The organism is Planococcus wigleyi (assembly GCF_014836985.1).
Lineage (GTDB): Bacteria > Bacillota > Bacilli > Bacillales_A > Planococcaceae > Planococcus > Planococcus notacanthi.
The window spans coordinates 959916-976897 of sequence record NZ_JACSPU010000001.1; the positions used below are offsets into that span (position 1 = coordinate 959916).

General features: G+C 46.4%; 13 protein-coding genes and 1 other RNA gene. 13 read left to right on the plus strand and 1 reads right to left on the minus strand.

Features of this window, described 5'->3' with window-relative positions; translation table 11 throughout:
* Positions 1-56 precede the first annotated feature (56 nt).
* The 8 genes from gpsB (at position 57) to H9630_RS04560 (ending at position 11169) form a co-directional block, all read left to right on the plus strand.
* Complete coding sequence (gene gpsB, locus H9630_RS04525; protein WP_191714269.1) at positions 57-350, plus strand: cell division regulator GpsB; 294 nt, start codon at positions 57-59, stop codon at positions 348-350.
* A gap of 48 nt (positions 351-398) precedes the next feature.
* Positions 399-778, plus strand: an RNA gene (gene rnpB / locus H9630_RS04530) — RNase P RNA component class B.
* A gap of 272 nt (positions 779-1050) precedes the next feature.
* Positions 1051-2184: a THUMP domain-containing class I SAM-dependent RNA methyltransferase gene (locus tag H9630_RS04535; protein WP_191714270.1), complete on the plus strand. Its 1134-nt coding sequence runs from the start codon at positions 1051-1053 to the stop codon at positions 2182-2184.
* Positions 2185-2237: 53 nt separating this feature from the next.
* On the plus strand, positions 2238-4145 hold the full coding sequence (locus tag H9630_RS04540) for an ATP-dependent DNA helicase (RefSeq protein WP_191714271.1): 1908 nt from the start codon (positions 2238-2240) through the stop codon (positions 4143-4145).
* A 53-nt stretch (positions 4146-4198) separates the two neighbouring features.
* The gene (locus tag H9630_RS04545; protein ID WP_191714272.1) at positions 4199-5704 is read left to right on the plus strand and encodes a carboxypeptidase M32; all 1506 of its coding nucleotides are present in this window, start codon (positions 4199-4201) and stop codon (positions 5702-5704) included.
* A gap of 94 nt (positions 5705-5798) precedes the next feature.
* Positions 5799-6557: an SDR family NAD(P)-dependent oxidoreductase gene (locus H9630_RS04550; protein WP_191714273.1), complete on the plus strand. Its 759-nt coding sequence runs from the start codon at positions 5799-5801 to the stop codon at positions 6555-6557.
* A gap of 97 nt (positions 6558-6654) precedes the next feature.
* Complete coding sequence (locus H9630_RS04555) at positions 6655-10236, plus strand: dynamin family protein (protein ID WP_191714274.1); 3582 nt, start codon at positions 6655-6657, stop codon at positions 10234-10236.
* A gap of 3 nt (positions 10237-10239) precedes the next feature.
* Positions 10240-11169 (plus strand): sulfurtransferase, encoded by a 930-nt coding sequence (locus H9630_RS04560; RefSeq protein ID WP_191714275.1) that lies wholly within the window; start codon positions 10240-10242, stop codon positions 11167-11169.
* Positions 11170-11695: 526 nt separating this feature from the next.
* On the opposite strand, the gene H9630_RS04565 is transcribed toward H9630_RS04560, so the two are convergent.
* Positions 11696-13006 (minus strand): hemolysin family protein, encoded by a 1311-nt coding sequence (locus tag H9630_RS04565; protein WP_191714276.1) that lies wholly within the window; start codon positions 13004-13006, stop codon positions 11696-11698.
* Positions 13007-13176: 170 nt separating this feature from the next.
* On the opposite strand from H9630_RS04565, the gene H9630_RS04570 reads away from it, so the two are divergent.
* The 5 genes from H9630_RS04570 (at position 13177) to H9630_RS04590 (ending at position 16964) form a co-directional block, all read left to right on the plus strand.
* Complete coding sequence (locus tag H9630_RS04570) at positions 13177-14754, plus strand: amidohydrolase (protein ID WP_191714277.1); 1578 nt, start codon at positions 13177-13179, stop codon at positions 14752-14754.
* The gene (locus H9630_RS04575; RefSeq protein WP_191714278.1) at positions 14754-15503 is read left to right on the plus strand and encodes an SDR family NAD(P)-dependent oxidoreductase; all 750 of its coding nucleotides are present in this window, start codon (positions 14754-14756) and stop codon (positions 15501-15503) included. The genes H9630_RS04570 and H9630_RS04575 overlap by 1 nt, the downstream gene beginning before the upstream one ends.
* Positions 15500-15709, plus strand: a complete 210-nt coding sequence (locus H9630_RS04580) for a hypothetical protein (RefSeq protein ID WP_191714279.1) — start codon at positions 15500-15502, stop codon at positions 15707-15709. Before H9630_RS04575 ends, H9630_RS04580 begins: the two co-directional genes overlap by 4 nt.
* A 211-nt stretch (positions 15710-15920) precedes the next feature.
* On the plus strand, positions 15921-16559 hold the full coding sequence (locus H9630_RS04585; protein WP_191714280.1) for a pyridoxamine 5'-phosphate oxidase family protein: 639 nt from the start codon (positions 15921-15923) through the stop codon (positions 16557-16559).
* 60 nt (positions 16560-16619) lie between these two features.
* Positions 16620-16964 carry a CPCC family cysteine-rich protein gene (locus H9630_RS04590; protein ID WP_191714281.1) on the plus strand — a complete coding sequence of 115 codons (345 nt, stop codon included), beginning with the start codon at positions 16620-16622 and terminating at the stop codon, positions 16962-16964.
* The last annotated feature ends 18 nt before the right edge of the window (positions 16965-16982 follow it).

Sequence of the window (16982 nt, forward strand, 5' to 3'; positions counted from 1 at the left end):
ATCCACCTTATGCTATACTTAGCGTAAGGTAGTTTTTTTATGGAAGGACGATTAAAATGGAAAATAAATTCACATCTAAAGATATACTGGAAAAAGATTTTAAAACAGGTATGCGCGGCTATAATCAGGATGAAGTAGATCATTTCCTCGATGAAATCATCCAGGATTACGAAGCATTTTCAAAACGGATTGAACAATTGCAAAATGAAAACAAACGCTTGCGTATGGAATTGGAAGATACTCCAAGAAAACAGGCAACCCCGGCTCCAGGCACAACGAATTTTGATATTCTGCGCCGCCTATCCCATTTGGAGAACCACGTATTCGGCAACAAGCTGGATAATAAGTAAAACCATTGTTTTATTGCGCCAAATGACGTATACTAGTAAAGCCATTTGAAATTCTGGCAATCGCTCCGGCTTTTTAGCTGGAGAGGAAAGTCCATGCTCGCACGGTTCTGAGATGACCGTAGTGATCGCGCTCAGTGAAACAATAAGCTGAGGCAGCTAGCAATAGCTGACGGCGGGTAGAACGCCTAAGTCTTCGGATATGGCCGAAATACCCTGAAGGTGCCACAGTGACGGAGCTGTATAAGAAATTATACAGGTGGAACGAGGTAAACCCCGTGAGCGAGAAACCCAAATTATGGTAGGGGCACTTTTCTGAGGGAAATGAACCGATGAAGAGGCAGACGCAAGTTTGCAGATAGATGGTTGCTGTCCACTAGTACGAGGTGCAAACCGTTTGAGTACGTGGAAACAAAACATGGCTTATAGAATTTCACATGGTCTTAAAATGCTTATCAAAGGCTCTCCTGTCGGGGGAGCTTTTCTTCATATTGTGAGACAAACTTTTGAGCAGGGCTGGTTAGATCCTACTAATTTAACTGTGTGCTTGTGCTGAAATATAAAAATTTCTATAATCGCTTCGGCCGCTTTCGGCATGGCGTCCGCCTGGCGCGATTTCTTCATACGTATTTTTCTTGCGATTGATGAAAAATAAAACAAACACCGAAAACTGAAATAGTGAACAACTGGAGAGGGAGTCGTTATGACAACATTTAAATTGCTCGCAACAGCCGCAATGGGCCTAGAGTCGATTGTAGCCAACGAAGTTAAAGAATTAGGATATGAAACACAGACAGAAAACGGCAAAGTATTTTTCGAAGGAAACGAACGCGATATCGCCAAAACAAATCTGTGGCTGCGGACAGCTGACCGCGTCAAGATCATCGCCGGTGAATTCAACGCTTATACTTTTGATGAATTGTTTGAACAGACAAAAGCCATCGAGTGGGAAAAATTCCTGCCGGTGGACGCTGAATTCCCGGTACAAGGGAAATCGGTCAAATCGACGTTGCACAGTGTGCCAAACTGTCAGTCGATCGTCAAGAAAGCGATTGTCGAGCGTTTGAAAAAAGCGTATCACCGCAATTCATTCTTAGATGAAACAGGGCCGCGCTTTAAAATTGAAGTCTCAATTTTGAAAGACAAAGTTCAATTGTCCATCGATACAAGCGGCGCTGGACTGCATAAACGTGGGTACCGTCTGGATCAAGGGGAAGCGCCATTGAAAGAAACCTTGGCTGCAGCTTTGGTGAAGTTATCAAGATGGACGCCGGACCGTCCGTTCGTAGATCCATTCTGTGGTTCAGGTACAATCGCTATTGAAGCGGCGATGATCGGGCAAAATCTTGCACCTGGCTACAACCGGGATTTTGACAGCGAAGAATGGCCGTGGATCGGCCAGAAGATTTGGGATGAAGTCCGCGAAGAAGCGGAAGAGTTGGCGAACTATGACCAACCCCTTAATATTCTGGGAACTGACATCGACCACCGCATGTTGAAAGTAGCGGAAGAAAATGCACGGGAAGCCGGTTTTGGCGACTTGATCCGCTTCGAGCAGCGCCAAGTGAAGGATTTTGTCGCAACGGAAGAAAACGGCGTAGTCGTCGGCAACCCGCCATACGGCGAACGTATCGGTGAGATTGAAATCATTGAAGAAATGATTGCTGACATGGGCCGAGTTTTTGCACAACACCCGACTTGGTCGGTGTATATGCTGTCGTCTATGGGACGTTTCGAAACCCTATACGGGCAGCCGGCAACCAAAAAACGTAAATTGTTCAACGGGTTTATCCGTACGGATCTTTTCCAATTCTGGGGAGAACGTTCTAAAAAATAAATGAGACGAAACGGAAGGGCAGCGGCTCTTCCGTTTCTCTGTGAGGAGAGTTTATGAGACAACCACTACCATTTCCTTTAACAAAGGACAAAACTTTCTTTGAATCACTCAATGATTGGATCGGCGATGTGTTTTACGATGAGCTGCCTGAAAAAGGCTATGACTTGCGCGATGAGCAGATTTTCATGTCTTTCCAAATTGAACAGGCTTTGAAAGAAAAAGCGGTGCTGTTTGCGGAAGCCGGAGTAGGGACTGGGAAAACCATGGCTTATTTGCTTCCTGCGATCGCTTATGCACGCTATACCGGAAAACCGGCACTCATTTCATGTGCGGACGAAACGCTGATCGAGCAATTGGTCAAAAAAGGCGGGGATGTCGACCGTTTGAATGATCTGTTCGATTTGAACCTCGATGTCCGTCTGGCGAAATCACGTGACCAATATCTATGCCTCCAGCGTTTTGAAGGGGCAAAAAAACGCAGCGATGCTGATTTTCTGGATGATATCGAATTCAGCCTGCCGGAATTCGTCAACAAAACCTATTCCATGCAAAATACCTATCCTTACGGCGAACGCTCAAGCTATCCGGAAGTTACGGATGAAGAGTGGCAGCAGGTCAATTACCATCCGATCCAAAACTGCAATGCCTGCGATCTGCGCAATAAATGCGGGCAGACCATCCACCGCAACCATTACCGTCAGGCGACAGACCTTGTCATCTGCTCTCATGATTTCCTGATGGAGCATATTTGGACAAAAGAAGCACGCAAACGGGAAGGGCAGACGCCTTTGCTTCCGGAATTCTCGCAAATTGTTCTTGATGAAGGCCATTTGCTCGAATTCTCCGCACAGCGCGCACTGACTTACGAAGTGCAGGAAAGTACACTTCAAGATGTGACAGAAAGCATTCTTTCCGATGGCATGCGTGAAAAAACATTGAACATGATCGAGCAGACCATAGATCTCCACAATGAGTTTTTCCGTCTATTGCGCATCCATACCGTCGCAAGTACTGAAGACCGCAAAGCCATCGCGAAAGCTCCGGAATTAGTCGAAGTCGGCAAATTGCTGATTCGCCACATTGATTTGATGATGGAAGAATTCGTCTTTGAAGGCGAGCTTTTCACCATTCCTGAATACGAGCTGCGCTTGGCTGAAGAATATTTTGAGCAATACACCTTCTCGATGCGTTTGTTTGTAGAAGAAGGCGACGCGGTAACATGGCTGGAAATAAAAGATGAGATCGAGACATTGGTCATCATGCCGCGCCTCGTTACCGATATTTTGGACGAAAAACTGTTTGACGGAAAAATTCCGATCATTTTTTCTTCTGCTACCTTATCGATTCAAAAAGATTTCACTTATTTGTCTGATAGTCTCGGAATCGATAAATACCAATCATTTTCTGTTTCGTCTCCATTTGATTATGAAGACGTCATGAAAATCTTTAAACATCCACTGGAGCAGCAGCAGAAATTTGAACGTGTCTATGACCTGTTCAGCACGGGCGACCAATCGCTTGTTTTGTTTACTTCAAAAATGGAGATGGACAATTTCAAGAAATCTTTGCCGCTGGATCATCAATACACCATTGAATTCGAAGGAGATCGTGAGCTGTCGACGGTCGTCAAAGAATTTCAGGAAGGCAAATTCCAGATTTTGTGTTCGTATCATTTATGGGAAGGTTTGGATCTGCCTGGTGAAGCTTTGACGAAAGTCATCATCGTGGATCTGCCGTTCCCTCCGAAGGATCCTGTTTTTGATGCCAAACGCAAGTTCAGCAACAACCCGTTGGAAGAAATCGATTTGCCATTCATGCAGCTGCGTATCCAGCAAGGAATAGGCCGCCTGATCCGTACTTCGAAGGATTACGGCGAAATTCATCTATTGCTGAATGAAGACGAACTGCGCGTAGAACATTTATGGGAAACAATTCTGCCGGTCCCTGCTGAAAACTTTTAAGCTGTTGGTTTTGTTGTGATACAATAGTCTCATCAAGCATTGGGGGGATTTAAGTGTCACTCGAAAAACAGTTTACCGAGCATTTCAGCAAGATCAAAGGCTATGAAGAAGCAATTGCATTATTGTATTGGGATTTGCGGACAGGTGCACCCAAAAAAGGCGTAGAACTACGCTCTGAGAGCATCGGTACGTTGTCTGCAGAAGTATTCAATTTATCGACTTCAGATGAGTTTGGCGAACTGCTTTCTTCTTTAGAAGAAAATCAGGCAACACTGGATCCTTATATCCGCCGTTCCGTAGAAGAAGCGCGCAAAGAATACGATTTGAGCAAAAAAGTCCCTCCTGAAGAATACAAGAAATTCATCATTTTGAAGTCCAAAGCGGAATCGGTCTGGGAAACTGCCAAAGATGCTTCGGATTTCTCAATGTTCCTTCCTTATTTAGAGGACTTGGTGAGCAGCACGAAAAAAATGATCGGCTATTGGGGCGAGAAAAATGGCAGCCCTTATAATACGTTGCTCGATCAGTATGAACCGGGCATGACGACAGAGATTTTAGATGAAGTCTTCGGCAAATTGCGTAACCGCATCGTGCCGTTGGTGCAAAAAATTGCCGCTTCACCGAATAAACCCGAAACGGCATTTCTCTATGAGCATTTCCCGAAAGAAGCACAGGAGGATTTCAGCCGTCAAATGCTGGAACAGCTAGGCTACGATTTCGAAGCAGGCAGATTGGATGAAACGGTTCACCCATTCATGATTTCGATCAACCGCCAGGATATCCGGGTAACGACCAAGTACGACGAAGGCGATTTCCGCAATGCGGTATTCGGCACCATTCATGAAGGCGGACATGCCATGTATGAACAGAACTTGGGCGAAGCGTTGGCTGGCTTGCCGATTGAAACGGGCGCATCAATGGGGATCCATGAATCACAGTCTTTGTTCTGTGAGAATTTTATCGGCCGCAACGAACATTTCTGGCAAAACAACTTTAATTTATTGAAGGAGTACGCACCTAAGCAGTTTGCTGATGTGGAACTGGCGGATTACGTGCGGGCCATCAATGAATCAAAACCATCATTGATCCGCATCGAAGCAGACGAATTGTCGTACGCATTGCATATCATGGTGCGCTACGAGCTCGAAAAAGGTTTGTTTGATGGAGATTTACAGGTTCGTGACTTGCCGCAGCTATGGAACGATAAATACGAAGAGTATTTGGGTGTCCGGCCTTCGAATGACGCAGAAGGTGTACTGCAGGATGTCCATTGGGCTGGCGCGAGCTTCGGCTACTTCCCTTCTTATGCACTTGGCTATATGTACGCAGCCCAGTTCAAGGATGCCATGCTGAAAGACTTGCCGAATTTTGATGAGTTATTGGCAGAGCGGAACGTCAAACCGATCCGTGAATGGTTAAGCAAAAACATCCATCATCATGGGGCGTTTAAAAAACCATTGGAAATCCTCAAGGAAGTTACGGGAGAAGGATTAAACCCGGATTACTTGGCAGATTACCTGGAAGAGAAGTATTCGAAGATTTACCAATTGGATAAATAACCAACGAGCTACCGTGAAATTCACGGTGGCTTTGTTTAATTTATAAGACAATTGCCGAATTGTTTGATTATAATAGGAGCGGAGGCGATAAAAGATGTTGAAATCATTCAGTTTAGACGGCAAGACAGCAATTGTCACAGGTGCAGGCAAAGGCATCGGAAAAGCGATCGCCATGGCGCTGGCAGAAGCTGGAGCTAATGTTATGCTGGTGGCACGCACCGAATCGGACCTGCAACAGACCCAGCAGGAAATCGGCAACGGCCGCACCGCATACATACGTACAGATATTACTAAGCGCAGTGACATCCAGGCAGCGGTAGAGAAAACGATGGATCAGTTTGGAGCGATTGACATTCTGGTGAATAATGCCGGAATGAATATCCGTTCTTCTCTGACGGATGCAACCGATGGGGAATGGCATCAAATTATGGACACAAACGCGCAAAGCGTTTTTATGTTTTCACAGGAAGCGGTCAAAAAGATGGAAAGCGGCAGTTCCATCATCAATATTAGTTCAGTCGGCGGAGACCGTGCCTTGAAGACCGGCGTAATTTACGCTGCGTCAAAAGCAGCCATCATCCAAATGACCAAAGTGATGGCGATGGAATGGGGACCGAAGAATATCCGGGTCAACGCAATCGGGCCCTGGTATTTCAAAACGCCTTTAACGGAGAAGATTTTAAACGATCCCGAATACCTGGATTCGATACTGGCAGTGACGCCGATGAAACGTGTCGGGGAATTGCCCGAAGTGGCTTCGCCCGTCGTATTTCTGGCTTCAGACGCAGCGAGTTATATTACAGGGCAGACGCTTTTCGTCGATGGCGGCATGTCCATACACGGGTTTTCATAAGAATACGGACTTCCTTCCCAATTTCGGGAAGGAAGTTTTTCGTTCTCCATTAAAAATGATATGATAGAGAACAGTAAGCGGAGAAGGAGATTTCTAAATGACAGTTCTGGATCATAAAAAAGAATTACTTGAAACGGCGCATCTCTACAAGATCTTCAAAGACAATGAAGATACTGAGCGTGAAGCGAAAGCCCATTTATTTGCGAAGAAAATTCTGAAGAACAATTTCATCATCGGTTTTGCCGGACATTTTTCATCCGGCAAGTCATCCATGATCAATGCGCTGACTGGGGAGACTCTTTTGCCGTCCAGTCCGATTCCGACCAGCGCCAATATCGTCAATGTCCAGAAAGCGGATACGGATTTTGCCATCGTCAATATGCGCAACGAAAAGCCTGTCTACTTTCCCGAGAATTATGATTTTAACGCCGTCAAAGAATTCTGCAAGAGCGGGGATGTTACTCAAATCGATATTGGCCACCAAGCATCGGTCTTGCCTAAAGGCATCACTGTAATGGACACGCCAGGTGTCGATTCAACAGACGACGCCCACCGCCTGTCGACAGAGTCGGCACTGCACGTTGCGGATATGGTCTTTTATGTCATGGATTATAACCATGTTCAGTCCGAATTGAATTTCAATTTCACGAAAGAATTGCAGAAATACACGGAGCTGTATTTGATTGTCAATCAGATCGATAAACACCAAAGCAGTGAAATGAGCTTTGCGGATTTCCAGCAATCGGTCTATGACTCGTTTGCAGCATGGGGAGTCGTTCCAAAAGGCATCTTCTTCACGTCCTTGAAGGATTTCGATTTTCCGGGCAATGATTTTGAGAAGGTCAAGGGCTTGGTGTCCTCGACTATGCAGGATTGGAAAGGCCATATCGGTGAAGCTTCTGATTCAGCTTTGAGCCAATTGAAGGATGAACACATCAAGTTTTTGGAAGATGAAAAAGCAGAGCGTCTTCAGGCGTTTTCCGATACACTCGATCCGGAAGAATGGGAAATGCGCGAAGACCTAAAAAATGAAAACGCGTTGGTGTCCCGCCGGATGTCCGTTCAGGACTTCGAAAACTGGCAAGCCAAGTTCGAGAAGAGCCGCAAAGAACTGCTGGAAAACTCGAATATCATGCCTTATGAATTGCGCAGCGCCTTGACCAGCTACTTGGAGTCGGTGCAGCCGAATTTTAAAGTCGGCATGCTGTTCAGCGGAAAAAAGACAGAAGAAGAACGGCAGAAGCGGAAACTGGATGTGGCTGAACGGCTGGAACTGACTGTTTCCTCTCAGATCACCAACCATTTGAAAAAATTGATGAAGTCTTCATTGAAGGATGCCGGAATATTGACCGATACTGAATCACTGGCAATTGATGATATGGTGTTTGAAGTGCCGTTTTCAGTCGTTGAAGAACAAACGCCAAAAGGTGCTTCCACAACTGGAGATGCCGTACTGAACTTTGCCACCAGCATTTCGACGGCTGTGCAGCGCTGGTTTATCCGTGAAACGGATGGCTGGAAAAAAGCACAGGAAGAAAAGTTCGAAGGTTTGACGGATGATGCCAATACAGAAATCGACATGAAATCACAAATCTTGTCTCAGAAAATATTGGCCATCGAAACGCTCGAAGAGATGGACAGCAAAATCGAAAAAGTGAAAAAATCCTATTCAGCCATGTTGCCGAAACAAAAAGCGGCAGCCGAAGAAAAAGTGGATCAATGGTTGGAAGAATTTGAAGTCTCTATTGAAGAAATGACAGAATTCAATCCGGCTATGCTTGAAAAGAATGAGCAGCAGCAGGAAGTACAAGAACAGCAGGAAGAAACGCTTGAAGTGGCGTCATTCGATGAAATGGCTGTTCTTGAGCGTGCCAACAGAACCGCAGAAGTAATCGACCCGATCAAAGGTTTTGCTGAAACGGCTGCCTATTTGAAACGAAAAGCTGGACGCCTGGAAGGGCAGGAATTCACGATTGCTTTATTTGGTGCGTTCAGTGCCGGTAAATCTTCGTTTTCAAATGCCTTGATGGGAGAAACGGTCTTGCCGGTATCACCAAACCCGACAACAGCCACTATCAACCGCATCCGGCCAGTTACGGAACAGCATCCGCACGAAACAGCGGATGTACGTTTGAAGACACGTGCACAGATGACAGAAGATGTAAAAAACTCCTTTCATGTCCTGGGAGTGGAAGTTTCCACATTGGAAGATGCATATGCCAAGTCTTTAAAACTGCCCGAAAATACACCAACCGAGCAACAGGTTCATAAATCATTCATCACTGCCTTCAACAAGGGCTATCCGGTGTTTAAAGATCGCTTGGGTGAAACCATCCGTACAGACCGTGAAGAGTTTGGCTTATATGTAGCAAAAGAAGAGAAAAGTTGTTTCGTTGATGAAATTGACTTTTATTATGATTGCGAACTGACGCGCAATGGTGTGACGCTCGTGGATACACCGGGAGCGGATTCCATCAATGCGCGGCATACCAATGTGGCGTTCGAATATATCCGCAATGCCGATGCCATCCTGTTCATCACGTACTACAACCACGCCTTTGCACGTGCGGACCGGGAATTCCTGATTCAGCTTGGACGAGTCAAAGACGCTTTTGAAATGGATAAGATGTTCTTTGTCGTCAACGCTATCGACCTGGCTAACAACGAGCAGGAAAAAGATGCGGTCGTTACGTATGTAAAAGACGAGTTGCAGCGTTTTGGCATCCGTTTCCCACGATTGTTCGGCGTGTCCAGCCTTTTGGCACTGCGTGACCGGGAACATTCGGGAATGCCGGAGTTTGAGGAAGCGTTCCAGCATTTCCTGAAAGAAGAACTGAAAGGCATGGCGGTCCAGTCGCTTGCAGAAGAAGAGCAAAAAGCAGTGGACCGCTTCCGCAGCTTGATTGAACATACGGAAAAGAACCTGCTGCGTAAAGACGAACGCTTGGAGGAGCTCAAGCAGTTGGAACAGCAGTTGCGCATCCTTTTCGGTGCATCGATCGCCAAACTATTGGAACGTGAAGCTCTGCAGGAATTGGATGAATTGCTGTATTACGTCAACCAACGGGTCTTTTACCGTTTTAACGACTTCTTCAAGGAAGCATTCAACCCTTCTGTGTTCTCGAATAAACCTGCGCAGCAGGCATTGGATACGGCTTTGCAGGATATGAATGAAATGACCGGTTTTGATTTCCAGCAGGAATTGCGCGTCACCAATTTCCGTCTTGGCCAGTTTATCGAAAAGAGGTTGGAATCGCGCTTCAAGGAAGATGCTGCCAAATTGAAAGAATTGAATCCCGACTTCTCGTTTACTCCATATGAAGTTCAGGAAGCCGGGACCCTGGAAATTGCCAAACCGTTCATGGAGGCCGATTATTCTTCGGTCAAATCGTATTACAAGAACAATAAGAGCTTCTTCGAGAAGAATGAAAAAGAGAAGCTGCGTGATGCGCTGCAGGCCATGATGGAGCCGGATGCGCTGCGTTACCTGGAAAAAGAGAAGAAAGAACTGGGCAACTGGGCTGAATTTTGGATTGAGCAGGAAGCGGAAGGCTTGCGCCAGCATATGCTTCGCCAAGCAGTCGACCAAATTGATTCAGAACGCACCTTGCTGCAGCAATCTGAACGATTGGCACAATGGAAAGAGCTGTATTCAAATTTGATGGACGGAAGGGTGTAGACGATGTCAGTGTTTATTGAAACGACCGATACCGAAAACCATAAATGGATAGATGCACGATTCGATTTAAAAGATCCATCAGCAGGCAGAAAGCTTTATGAGCAAGAGCATGTGGCAGGAGCAGTCTTTTGGGATCTGGAAAAAGACATGTCCGATATGTCCTCTTCTAATGGGCGGCACCCAATGCCGTCAACTGAGCAATTGACTGGACTGATTCGAGCAAGCGGCTTGGACCCCAAGGATTCTGTTGTCATTTACGATCAAGGGGGCTCACCATATGCGGCGCGTGCCTGGTGGCTCTTGAAATATGCAGGTTTTGATCAGGTTTACATCAGCCAAAAAGGCTTTGATAAACTGAAAGAGCAGGGAATCGCCGTTTCTGTTGAAATGCCGAATCCCCAGCCAACTGAGGCAAAAATCGAGTTCAAAGATGAACTTTTTGCTGATCAGGCCTACGTGAAAAATGTCATCAGCGGCGATGAGCTGGGTGTGCTGGTGGATGCACGTTCCGCCGCACGCTATGCAGGGCTGGAAGAACCGATCGATCCAGTGGCCGGGCGGATTCCAGGAGCACGGAATTTGGACTGGGCTCAATTTGTTTCTAAAGGAGAGTTCCAGCTAAGCGATGACATCAGCCACATCGTCCAGCAGCATGAGCCTGCAGTAGTTTATTGCGGCAGCGGCGTAACGGCAGCCGCTCTTTATGCCATCATGGCTGAAAAAGGCTATGACCAGCTGAAACTCTACATGGGCAGTTTTTCGGATTGGATTACAGACGGGGAGAACGTTGTCGAATTCGACCGGGGAGAGCACCCTGAAGCAGCAGATGAGCAAACAAAAGCGATCTTGGCAAAATTGATCGAAGAGGGTTATTCGGGTGAGATGCTGATGAAAAAGTTTGAGTACGAAAAATCATTATTGGATAGCAAATAAGAAAATCCCCGACAGCTGTTTTAGCTGTCGGGGATTTTTTCAGACTGTAGACAAAGTCTTTCCAAAATGAATAGCAGTGCATACCCCAACCGTTCCGGCCACTTCGCGTTCCATGGGCTCAGTTTCAGCCTCCACGTCACTGGAAAAACCTGTGCTCCTGCATCGCTGCGCTGCTCCCACAGGAGTCTCCGTGGCCGGCCCGACGTGGGCGTGTAGCTTCAAACAAAGGAAATAGCCTGCTAGTCAAGATCCGGAAACCATCGTCCCAATAAACTTGGTAACTCCTTCATACAAAGATCCGAAGCGCAAGGCGGCGACTCCAGCGGGATAGCGAAGTGCCGAAATCCACTCGGGCGCCAGTCCGAGTTAGTTCGGCGCAAGCCCGCAGGAAAGCGTCCGCCTGGAGTGCAGGATCCAATAGAAAGACAATAAATTGCATATTCCCTTTTGAACGACATAAATATTCTTTTGACTACAAGCTGGAAAATCCCCGACAGCTGTTTTAGCTGTCGGGGATTTTTTTGAATCATTCTTTTCGTTCAGCGGTGCGTGTCAACAGTACACGGATAATCTGATGGTTTTCCATCTCGCGTACAGTGATGGTATGGGTCGGCAGGTAGACTGATTCGCCTTCATTGATGTCCGTGTTCTTCAATTGAATCCAGCCGCCGATGGTATCGACGTCTTCGCTGTCATCGAACTCGATGGCAAAACGCTCTTCCAAGTCTGATAACAGTACGCGTCCATTCAGTAAATAATTATTGATGTCGACGGCCTTGATCTCGTCGCGTTCGTCTTCATCGAATTCGTCGCGGATTTCTCCGACGATTTCTTCCAAAATATCTTCCATCGTGATGACGCCGGCTGTTCCGCCGTATTCGTCAACGACAATCGCCATATGGACATGCTCTTTCTGCATTTTCAGCAAGACATCCTGTATAGGGGCCATATCATGCACGAAGGGGATATCGTGGACCACAAGACTGTCGTTCAAGTCCTGTTTATAAGTATAATTGGTCAGCATTTCTTTAACGTTGATGAAACCCAAAATGTCATCCTTATCCCCATGTTCGGTGACTGGGTAACGGGTGTACTGATGGTCACGTACAATCTCCATCAAATCGTCATGGCTCATCTCAAGCGAAATGGTCTCCATTTGTGTCCGCGGCAGCATGATGTCTTTTGCCAGCCGTTCGTCGAATGAGAAGATGTTCTGCATATACGATAATTCCGTTTGATTGATTTCACCGCTTTGGTAACTTTGCGTCATGATGATCTTCAGCTCTTCTTCCGAATGGGCCTGTTCATGCTCTGCCGGCTCAATGCCGAAAGCACGCAGCAACAAACGGGCAGAACCGTTCATCAGCCAGATGAACGGGGACAGGATGATGCCGAACAGAAAGAGCGGGCGGGCGAAGATAAAGGCCATTTTCTCAGCGTATTGAATCGCCAGAGTTTTCGGAGCCAATTCACCGATCACCACATGCAAAAAAGTAATAACGGTAAACGCGATGATAAAGGAAAAGATCGACGCAGTGGGCTCTTCGATTCCAAAGTTTTCAAAAACCGGATGCAGGATCCGTTCGACAGTCGGCTCACCCAACCAACCAAGGCCGAGTGCCGTCACTGTAATTCCCAATTGGCAAGCGGATAAATAATAATCCAGGTTGCTGGTGATTTTCTTCGTCAAGATGGCGTTTTTATTGCCTTCTGATACAAGTTGATCGATGCGGGACATCCTGACGCGAATAATTGAAAACTCCGATCCAACAAATAAAGCGGTCAGCCCGATTAAAAGAGCGACCAAAAACAAATTGAGAATGAGTATACTGTCCAATTCGTCCCTCCGACTGGGAGGGTTCACCTCTGCTTTCTATAAGTAAAAACAGTATACCATAAATGAAAGGCATCATGCTTTACGGAAAGTTGAGTGAAAAATTCAAATCAAACGTATTGAATGCCGAGGCGAATAAACTTATGATGGGAAGAGAGAAAAGGAGTGGTTAGATGAAAGTGCTATGGCATGGGGGAACGATTTATACAATGGAAGATGAAGGCGCTACTGCAGAAGCGGTATTAGTGTCTGATGATCGCATAGAGAAAATTGGTACATACAAGGAATTGAAGCAATTTGCAGAACGGGAAGTCGATTTGGGCGAGAAGGTTATGTACCCTGGATTTGCCGATAGCCACATGCATATGATCGGACACGGAGAAAAACTAATGCGTGTCGACTTGTCGAAGATCGAAAGTTCGGAGGAGATGCGTGAACAATTGATCGAATCCACAAAAGGCTTAGGAAAAGATGAGTGGTTTATTGGAGAAGGCTGGAATGAAAATAATTTTGCTGACCGCAAAATTTTCCATCGCTCTGAGCTTGATGAAATCAGTGAATCGCCGATGCTGCTGAAGCGGGTTTGCCGCCATGCCATCCTGGCCAATTCCAGTGCGTTGGCTCTTGCAGGCATCACCAAAGACAGTCCGGATCCAGAAGGCGGTGTGATCGTCCGTGATGCAGACGGCGAACCCACGGGTTACTTGCTGGATGCAGCTCAGGACCTTGTCGCCGACCAGGTGCCGGAAGTCAGCGTCGAATACTTGACGCGTGCCCTGCAAACATCAGTTGACAATTTGCTGTCGCTTGGCTTAACAGGTGCCCATACAGAAGACATGGGGTATTACGGCCATTATTCACGTCCATTGCAGGCCTTTAAAAATGTCATCGGCAACGAAGTGAAATTCCGTGCGCATCTGCTTAGAGCCCATAGTGCTTTTGAAGAGATGATGGAAAACGCCACATACGCAGAGCCGTTTGTCGACCCAGGCCCAATGAAAATCTTTTCGGATGGTTCGATCGGCGGCCGTACGGCATTGTTGAGCAAGCCGTATAATGATGATCCATCAACGGTCGGTGTTGCAATCCAGTCGGATGAAGAGTTCAAACGCTTGGTGTCGATTGCGCGGAAACACGGTGAAGCGGTAGCCATTCATGTTATCGGAGACCTGGGCCTGGAAATGGCATTGGATGCCATCGAAGCGCATCCGGTGCCTGCAGGCAAGCGAGATCGCCTGATCCATGCAATGGTGGTGCGAGAAGATCTAGTGGAGCGCATGAAGAAAATCAATGTGGCTTTGGATCTTCAGCCAAGCTTTGTGACATCCGACTTCCCTTGGGTCGTGGAGCGTCTTGGTGAAAGCCGTTTGGAATGGGCTTATGCGTGGAAAAAGCTTCTCAATCAAGGCTTGATTTGTGCTGGTGGATCAGATGCGCCGATTGAAGAAGTGGATCCGTGTCTGGGCATCTATGCGGCAGTTACGCGCAGAAAGCCTTACGATTTGCATGAAGGCTATCAGCCGGAAGAAAAACTGTCACGTTTTGAAGCCATTCAGCTTTATACAAGCGGCAGTGCGGCAGCGATTTACAAAGAAGACGTGCGCGGAATCATCCGGGAAGGCTTCGACGCCGATTTCACCGTTTTCGATCGAGACCTGTTCTTAGGAAATGAAGAACAGATTCTGGAGGCTCAGGCAGTCATGACTGTCGTTGCAGGAGAAATCATGTTCCAAAAGGGTGAAGAGAAATAATGGCAAAAGAAGCCTATATCATTACTGGTGCATCTAAAGGAATCGGTTTTGAATGGAGCCGCCAGCTCAATGCTGCGGGTCATGTAGTTATTGGAATTGCACGCACTGAGCCGGACAATTGGCCGGGAGGACATTTTTTGCCGTTTGACCTGACAAGGCTGGACGCGATCGAAGAAATTATTGCGCAAGCGTTGAACTTGATTCCTGGAGAAACGGAAACCATTGTCTTGGTGAATAACGCTGGAACGATTGAACCGATTGGGCTCGCACATACTAACGATGCCACTCAGGTCAGCCAAAGCATCGTCCTTAATTTGACAGCGCCAATGCTGCTATGCGGTGCTTTTATCAGGCAGCTGAAAAGCAATTCAGCTGATAAGAAAATTGTCAACACGTCTTCAGGAGCGGGGCGTAAAGTCTATGAAGGCTGGAGTGCTTATTGTGCCGGAAAAGCTGGACTCGATCATTTCAGTTCTTGTCTGGATGCGGAAAATGATGATGTAAAAGTGGTGTCGGTGGCACCGGGAATCATCGATACTGCCATGCAACAGACCATTCGCCAAAGTGAAGCTGCCGACTTTCCATTGATTGACAAGTTTCTTGACTACAAGGAAAGCGGACTGCTCAGCAGTCCGGAAGAAACGGCGCGTCTCTTGATGGAAATGACCCGCCGTCCAGATTTCAACGAATTGCCGACCATTTTGGACATCCGCAATCTACCGCAACCAGGAAAGGGGAGCTTGAATTGAGCAAAACACCGGAACACATCCTGATGAAGCTGGCTGATGCCAACCAAGCGGGAATTGATATGGACAGCCCGAAAGCCGTTGTTACGTTCTTGCTGGCACAAGGGGAAAAAGAATCCATTCTCTTTTTCTACAAACCGAACAGCGTCGAATTCGATTTCGACAAATACAAGGCAGCCGTAACGGAAATGAATGACTGCAAAAATTAAACTCCTGATCTAGGGTTCTTATAGTAGAAATTAACCGGGTGCCTGCAACGTGACAAAACATGTTGCAGGCATATTTTTATGGAGCGAAATAATTGTGGGGCTCTTGAAAAGCAGTCTTTTTGAATCGCATGGATGTTGCATCATTGCTTAAGTTACAATAGAGAAAAAGAAAAAAGAAATAGGGCATTAGAATGAGAGGAGATTTAAAACGATGAAAACCACACAATCATTTCCGAATACAATCCAGACGATAGAAGAACTTCGCGAAATTACGGGAAACCCGAGTGAACTGGTGAACAATAAAGTGATTTCATACTTGGATGAACATTGCAGAGATTTTATCACGAAGTCACCTTTTTTGACGATTTCAACGGCTGATGAATTGGGTTCTTGCGACGTCTCTCCAAGAGGAGACGCAGCCGGTTTTGTCTATGTGTTAAATGAAAAGCAATTGATCATTCCTGAAAGGCCCGGCAATAAGCGGATGGATTCGATGCGGAATATCTTGTCGAATCCGAATATCGGTTTGCTGTTTCTCATACCGGGACTCGGCGAAACTTTGCGCATCAATGGAAAAGCCAGTGTGATCCATGATGAAGAATTGTTAGAAAAAATGGCAGTAAACGGAAAAAGACCGCTTCTTGGAATCGGCGTCGATGTGGAAGAATGCTTTATTCATTGCGCCAAGGCGTTCAGGCGCTCAGAATTATGGAGCCCTGATACATGGAGGAACAAAGGAGAGCTGCCAAAAGGCGCGAAAATATTGGCGGCTCACGCGAAGTTGCCGAATGCGGATGAAGAGGCGATTGGAAAAATTCTGGATAAGAGCTACCGGGAAACATTGTATTAGATTTGATATGAAGAGGGATTTACCTGAAAAAGATAAATAAAACACCAAAGGAGCGTCGGAATGAGCAGAGAAAAATGTCGTTGCTGCGGAAGTCCTACATTAGAGGCGAGAGGCGATTATGAGATATGCCTGCTTTGTGATTGGGAAGATGACAATCAAAACGATCTTCAAGAAAAAGAAGTCTGGGGCGGACCCAATGGAGATTACTCTTTAGAGGAAGCCAGAATTAATTTTGCACAGAACTTAATCATGTATAGAGGGAAAAATGAAATGGATTCTCTCAGCACAAAGGTAAAGAAAACAAAGTTGCTGAAAGCTTATCAGGAATTAGAGGCAAGCAATGAAACGACTAAGAAGTGGCTGGACATTCTACTATTGGAACAGGAACTTTATATGTCTAAATAGCCGATTGGTATTCAGCTT